Raw genomic sequence first — 4,802 nt, 5'->3', positions numbered from 1 at the left:
AATCTTGTTCATGGAAAGCCATTCTCCTTTGTGTTTGTTAGCGGTAACTACACTTTAACGGAGATGGCTTTCTTTGTCTTTTTATATGCTTGTATCTACTAAATTTTGGTTAATCAACAGCCCTGGGGTCTGACCCCTTACTTCTTAATATGGATCTGATGGGTGGCTCTTGTCTTCGGCATCTTTAACAGCTTGTTCTGTTTTGGTTGTGCCAATTGGACCAGAGTCAGCTGATTCCATTTCTTTCATCTTCGCAGCAATGCCATCTGCTACTCTCTTTCCGTATTCCGGATCTGCTTTTGTGAAATTCTCGATCATTTGATCTTGAATTTCCTTTCTACATGGAGCTAATGTATTTACTAAATTAGTAATCAGCTCATCACGCTCAAAATCAGAAAACCTTCTATACGTTTCTCCCGCTTGACCAAAGTTATTCGTCCGGTCAATCGTTTCACGCTTTAATTCTCCTTCAACATACGGAGTGTGTTCTTTTCCAGGATTCTTCGCTTCTTTTAGCCCACCAATCGTTGATGGTTCATAGTTCACATGAGGATTTTGATTTGCCCCTTTATCCACTTTGTATTCCATTTGCCCACCGCGTTGGTTCGTTGCTACATGCTTCTTCGGTGAGTTAATCGGCAATTGTAGATAATTGGATCCTACACGGTAACGTTGCGTGTCTGAATAAGAGAACGTTCTCCCTTGTAATAGTTTGTCATCGGAGAAGTCAAGACCATCTACAAGAACACCTGTCCCAAAAGCAGCCTGCTCAACTTCTGCAAAGTAATCTTCCGGATTTTTGTTTAACACCATTTTCCCAACCGGCTGCCACGGAACATCTTCTTTGTACCATAGCTTTGTTGGATCAAGTGGATCGTAATCAAGCTCAGGATGATCATCATCACTAAGAATTTGGACATACAGTTCCCACTCAGGATAATCTCCGTTCTCAATCGCCTCATATAAATCTTGAGTAGCATGGTTGAAATTCATCGATTGAATCTCATCTGCTTCTTTTTGCGTTAAGTTCTTAATTCCTTGCTTCGGTTCCCAGTGATACTTAACTAACACACCTTTTCCTTCTTCGTTTACCCATTTGTATGTATTCACACCAGACCCTTGCATCATGCGGTAATTTGCTGGAATGCCCCATGGTGAAAACAAGAACGTAACCATATGAGTAGCTTCAGGAGTATTGGAAACAAAATCAAAAATTCGCTCTCCATCTTGAATGTTCGTGACAGGATCTGGCTTAAACGCATGCACCAAATCTGGGAACTTTAAAGGGTCACGAATAAAGAAAATCTTTAAATTATTTCCAACTAAATCCCAGTTTCCATCTTCCGTATAAAACTTTACAGCAAATCCTCTTGGGTCACGTAACGTCTCAGGAGAATGACCTCCATGAACAACAGAAGAAAAACGAACGAATACCGGCGTTTGTTTTCCTTTTTCTTGGAACACTTTCGCTCTCGTATATTTTGAAACAGGCTCATCACCAACAGTGCCATACGATTCAAAATACCCATGTGCCCCTGCACCACGAGCATGAACGACACGCTCAGGAATGCGCTCACGATCAAAATGACTAATTTTCTCTAAAAAATCATAGTTCTCAAGCGTTGTAGGACCACGATTTCCAACAGTACGGACATTCTGATTATTCGTAACAGGATGTCCTTGCCTATTCGTTAACGTGTCCTCTGTCTCATTGGATCCAGTAGGTTTGTTATTCTCTTCCAAATGTATTCCCTCCTTTTACTTACAGTTACCAATATGTCCAACTACATTTTATTCAAAACAAAAATTGGAAAACTTTCTCAAACAAAAAAGGGTGCCTCAAAGGTCCGATTAAAGACCTGTAAGAGACAACCCTATTTCCTTATTCTATAATTAGTTCAAAACTGGTTTCGCATAAATAATATATCGATCTGGTGCGGCTCCAACAAAATTAAACGGATAACATGTCGATAACGTTAAAATCTCATCTGGAGCGGTAGACCGAATCACTGTACGATCATCAGCATCAACAATTTCAGACTCGTACATTTCATAAGTAAATTCGCCGTACGGCATTTTTACGATAAACTCATCTCCATTTTCTAGTTTCCCAAAATCTCGAAAAACCGTATCACGGTGACCAGAAAGTAAGATTTGATCATTCTGCCCTGGTAAAACCGTGGTTGTATAATGTCCGACTCCACGACTTAATTCATCTTCATCAGTACCAGAAATGATAGGAATCTCTTTTTCTAACCGCGGAATATATAACGCACCAATCACATCTCCATCTATAAAATCCATATCATCAGCCGTCATCACTTCCTCTTTCGATTCAGCTAAAATTTTCTGAGCCTCAGCCATAGATTCATTTTGTTTTGTATACGTCTGATATAATTCAAACCCACCAAAAGCTAAAAATCCTAACCCAAGAAGAATAATGATGCGTGCAAGTACTTTCATAATAAAGTCGCTCCTTTTGATCAATCCAACTAGTCTTCTCTCATTATAGCTATATTCTAGTACTAAGTACATAGATTGTGGTTCCTCTAAATGTACCTTCCCCCCAAACGGACACCAGTTCCGCTATTTCACAAAAAACTAACTTTTGAAAGATTTGCCGGACACAGAATCCGCTATTTGCAAAAAATCCGTACATAGACACCCTTATAACACGAAATAGCGGAACCATAGTCCGCATACCATCGTAAAATAACTGCTTTGTCACAGATAACGGAACGTGAGTCCGCTTGATATAGGAGAAGGATCTGTTCCTCCACCCATAATAAAAAAGAAAGCAGACCAACATAACGTCGATCTGCTTTCTTCTTACCAAATTGAATGCGGGTGAAGGGAGTCGAACCCCCACGTCATAAGACACTAGATCCTAAGTCTAGCGCGTCTGCCAATTCCGCCACACCCGCCTATTCAAGATTAAAAAATGGTGAGCCATGAAGGACTCGAACCTTCGACCCTCTGATTAAAAGTCAGATGCTCTACCAACTGAGCTAATGGCTCTTGCTGTTTATACAATGAAGTAACTCATGATGATTACGGACGATGTGTCGCTTCGTTCGTATACCTGTTCTTTCCTCTCCAAGTAAAGCTCTGTTGCTACTTGCGTCAGAACAACTCGAAGCAGTTCAAGAAGCTTTGCTCGTAACTTAGCTAATGGCTCTTGCTGTTTATTCAATGAAGTAACTCATGACACTTCAGAAGATAAATAATTAGATATGGTGGAGGATGACGGGATCGAACCGCCGACCCCCTGCTTGTAAGGCAGGTGCTCTCCCAGCTGAGCTAATCCTCCAGTTATTGGTGACCCGTACGGGATTCGAACCCGTGTTACCGCCGTGAAAGGGCGGTGTCTTAACCGCTTGACCAACGGGCCATTTCTTCGCTCCACAGATAGGAATCAAACCTTCAACGCTGAGGTGCTGTGGAATAATATGGGCCTGAGTGGACTCGAACCACCGACCTCACGCTTATCAGGCGTGCGCTCTAACCAGCTGAGCTACAGGCCCACAGTACTTTCTTAAGAGCGGGTGATGAGAATCGAACTCACGACATCAGCTTGGAAGGCTGAGGTTTTACCACTAAACTACACCCGCATGTTGACTTGATTGTATCATAAAATTGAAACCGCCCAAACATGTCTCTTCCTCTTCTAGTAATTCACAGAAGCAAATGCGTCGAGACAACTCGCAGCTTATTCGGCAGAAGCATTGCTCGTGGCTGAGGTTTTACCACTAAACTACACCCGCATGTTACAGTTATGGTCGGGAAGACAGGATTTGAACCTGCGACCCCCTGGTCCCAAACCAGGTGCTCTACCAAGCTGAGCCACTTCCCGTATATATTTTAAAAACGCGCCCTGAGAGATTCGAACTCCCGACCTTTTGATTCGTAGTCAAACACTCTATCCAGCTGAGCTAAGGGCGCATATCAAAATGGTGCCGAGGGCCGGACTTGAACCGGCACGGTAGTCACCTACCGCAGGATTTTAAGTCCTGTGTGTCTGCCAATTCCACCACCCCGGCTAGGACTTTAAGAAAATAATAAATAAAAGAGCGGAAGACGAGATTCGAACTCGCGACCCCCACCTTGGCAAGGTGGTGTTCTACCACTGAACTACTTCCGCATGTAATAGGTACCCTAATTTACAAATAATGGCGGAGGAAGAGGGATTCGAACCCCCGCGCGGTTTAACCCGCCTGTCGGTTTTCAAGACCGATCCCTTCAGCCGGACTTGGGTATTCCTCCAATATTAGTAAAACTATCAATTAAGGTACATATAATAGCGGCGGAGGGAGTCGAACCCACGACCTCACGGGTATGAACCGTACGCTCTAGCCAGCTGAGCTACACCGCCACAATATCTATGAAAATGGTGGAGCCTAGCGGGATCGAACCGCTGACCTCCTGCGTGCAAGGCAGGCGCTCTCCCAGCTGAGCTAAGGCCCCAATATCACAGAACAAAATAGGACTAACTGTGTTAGTCCTATAAAAGCCTGGCAACGTCCTACTCTCACAGGGGGAAGCCCCCAACTACCATCGGCGCAAAAGAGCTTAACGACCGTGTTCGGCATGGGAACGGGTGTGACCTCTTCGCTATCGCCACCAGACTTTTAAGAGAACAGTTCTCTCAAAACTAGATAATGCTTTTAGAAACGTATCAAGAATATATTGGATAAGTCCTCGACCGATTAGTATCTGTCAGCTCCACGTGTCGCCACGCTTCCACACCAGACCTATCAACCTCATCATCTCTAAGGGGTCTTACTGGATTAACTCCATGGGAA

3 protein-coding genes, 13 tRNA genes and 2 rRNA genes are annotated in these 4,802 nt (G+C 43.5%); all 18 read right to left on the bottom strand.

The genetic code is table 11. The features are described 5' to 3' along the window. Nucleotides 1–144 precede the first annotated feature (144 nt). Nucleotides 145–1,743 (bottom strand): catalase KatX, encoded by a 1,599-nt coding sequence (gene katX / locus N0O92_RS23425; protein WP_315617469.1) that lies wholly within the window; start codon nucleotides 1,741–1,743, stop codon nucleotides 145–147. Nucleotides 1,744–1,893: 150 nt separating this feature from the next. Then, nucleotides 1,894–2,463: a class D sortase gene (locus N0O92_RS23420; protein ID WP_315617467.1), complete on the bottom strand. Its 570-nt coding sequence runs from the start codon at nucleotides 2,461–2,463 to the stop codon at nucleotides 1,894–1,896. 379 nt (nucleotides 2,464–2,842) lie between these two features. Next, a tRNA-Leu gene (locus N0O92_RS23415) sits at nucleotides 2,843–2,924 on the bottom strand. An 18-nt stretch (nucleotides 2,925–2,942) separates the two neighbouring features. Beyond that, nucleotides 2,943–3,018: transfer RNA gene (locus N0O92_RS23410), tRNA-Lys, on the bottom strand. Between the two features lie 7 nt (nucleotides 3,019–3,025). Beyond that, nucleotides 3,026–3,193 (bottom strand): hypothetical protein, encoded by a 168-nt coding sequence (locus N0O92_RS23405; RefSeq protein WP_315617465.1) that lies wholly within the window; start codon nucleotides 3,191–3,193, stop codon nucleotides 3,026–3,028. 41 nt (nucleotides 3,194–3,234) lie between these two features. Beyond that, nucleotides 3,235–3,310, bottom strand: a tRNA-Val gene (locus tag N0O92_RS23400). Nucleotides 3,311–3,316: 6 nt separating this feature from the next. Continuing rightward, nucleotides 3,317–3,391, bottom strand: a tRNA-Glu gene (locus N0O92_RS23395). Between the two features lie 59 nt (nucleotides 3,392–3,450). Continuing rightward, nucleotides 3,451–3,524 (bottom strand) — tRNA-Ile (locus N0O92_RS23390). Nucleotides 3,525–3,540: 16 nt separating this feature from the next. After that, nucleotides 3,541–3,611 (bottom strand) — tRNA-Gly (locus N0O92_RS23385). 165 nt (nucleotides 3,612–3,776) lie between these two features. Continuing rightward, a tRNA-Pro gene (locus N0O92_RS23380) sits at nucleotides 3,777–3,853 on the bottom strand. Nucleotides 3,854–3,868: 15 nt separating this feature from the next. Continuing rightward, nucleotides 3,869–3,942, bottom strand: a tRNA-Arg gene (locus N0O92_RS23375). Between the two features lie 9 nt (nucleotides 3,943–3,951). Next, nucleotides 3,952–4,040, bottom strand: a tRNA-Leu gene (locus N0O92_RS23370). A gap of 29 nt (nucleotides 4,041–4,069) precedes the next feature. After that, nucleotides 4,070–4,141 (bottom strand) — tRNA-Gly (locus tag N0O92_RS23365). 29 nt (nucleotides 4,142–4,170) lie between these two features. After that, a tRNA-Ser gene (locus tag N0O92_RS23360) sits at nucleotides 4,171–4,263 on the bottom strand. A 35-nt stretch (nucleotides 4,264–4,298) separates the two neighbouring features. Beyond that, nucleotides 4,299–4,372, bottom strand: a tRNA-Met gene (locus tag N0O92_RS23355). A 16-nt stretch (nucleotides 4,373–4,388) separates the two neighbouring features. Beyond that, nucleotides 4,389–4,464 (bottom strand) — tRNA-Ala (locus N0O92_RS23350). Nucleotides 4,465–4,509: 45 nt separating this feature from the next. After that, a 5S ribosomal RNA gene (gene rrf, locus N0O92_RS23345) occupies nucleotides 4,510–4,625 on the bottom strand. A 61-nt stretch (nucleotides 4,626–4,686) separates the two neighbouring features. Beyond that, a 23S ribosomal RNA gene (locus N0O92_RS23340) occupies nucleotides 4,687–4,802 on the bottom strand; the annotation flags it as partial.

Source organism: Alkalihalobacillus sp. MEB130 (genome assembly GCF_032335535.1).
Classification (GTDB): Bacteria; Bacillota; Bacilli; order Bacillales; family Bacillaceae_D; genus Halalkalibacter.
The sequence above is the reverse complement of the archived record's forward strand: the minus strand, read 5'-3'. Positions and strand labels throughout refer to the sequence as shown.

Coding starts and splice junctions, on each gene's coding strand:
- N0O92_RS23420 (WP_315617467.1), bottom strand. CDS start 2,463: ATGAAAGTACTTGCACGCATCATTATTCTTCTTGGGTTAGGATTTTTA.